Annotated in this window: 1 protein-coding gene and 1 pseudogene; one reads left to right on the forward strand and one right to left on the reverse strand. The window is 77.9% G+C overall.

Annotated features, from left to right (window positions below; translation table 11 throughout):
- On the forward strand, positions 1 to 189 hold a 189-nt coding region (locus BG452_RS37520; RefSeq protein ID WP_223243302.1), incomplete at its 5' end, for a hypothetical protein.
- Here the strand turns inward: BG452_RS37520 and BG452_RS37525 are convergent.
- A pseudogene (locus BG452_RS37525) lies at positions 186 to 435 on the reverse strand (RNA polymerase subunit sigma-70); the annotation flags it as partial. The gene BG452_RS37520 and the pseudogene BG452_RS37525 sit on opposite strands and share 4 nt — an antisense overlap.

Here is a 435-nt window from a genome sequence, read left to right on the forward strand (position 1 = left end):
CTGCGCGTGGGTGCGATGACCTTCGATACCGGCGTCGACGAACGGACCGCCGCCCCGATCGACGAGGCCCGGCGCCATCGGCTGGACACCGCGGGCTGCCCGCTGCCCGCTGCCCGCCGCCCGCCGCCCGCCGCCCGCCGGCGACAGCGCGGTGAGGTGCGTTCGACACCCAGGCCCTGCCCGGCCTAGGAGGTGAGCCCGTCGGCGTCGATCGAGGCCAGCCGGTCCGGATCCAGCAGGACGTGCACCCGGCTGATCCGGCCGGCCCGGACGGCGAAGCCCAGCACCGCGACCGGCCCGCCGTCCCGGGTGAGCAGAGCGCCCGCAGTGCCGTTGACCAGCACCGGGGTGAACACCGGCCCGCCCTGGCGGAGCGTCACGGCGCGCTCCGCCACCTGATGGGCGCCGCGCAGCAGGGCCGTGGCGGCGGGGAGC

Origin of the sequence: Streptomyces sp. CBMA123, from assembly GCF_014596465.1 — a bacterium.
GTDB lineage: Bacteria > Actinomycetota > Actinomycetes > Streptomycetales > Streptomycetaceae > Kitasatospora.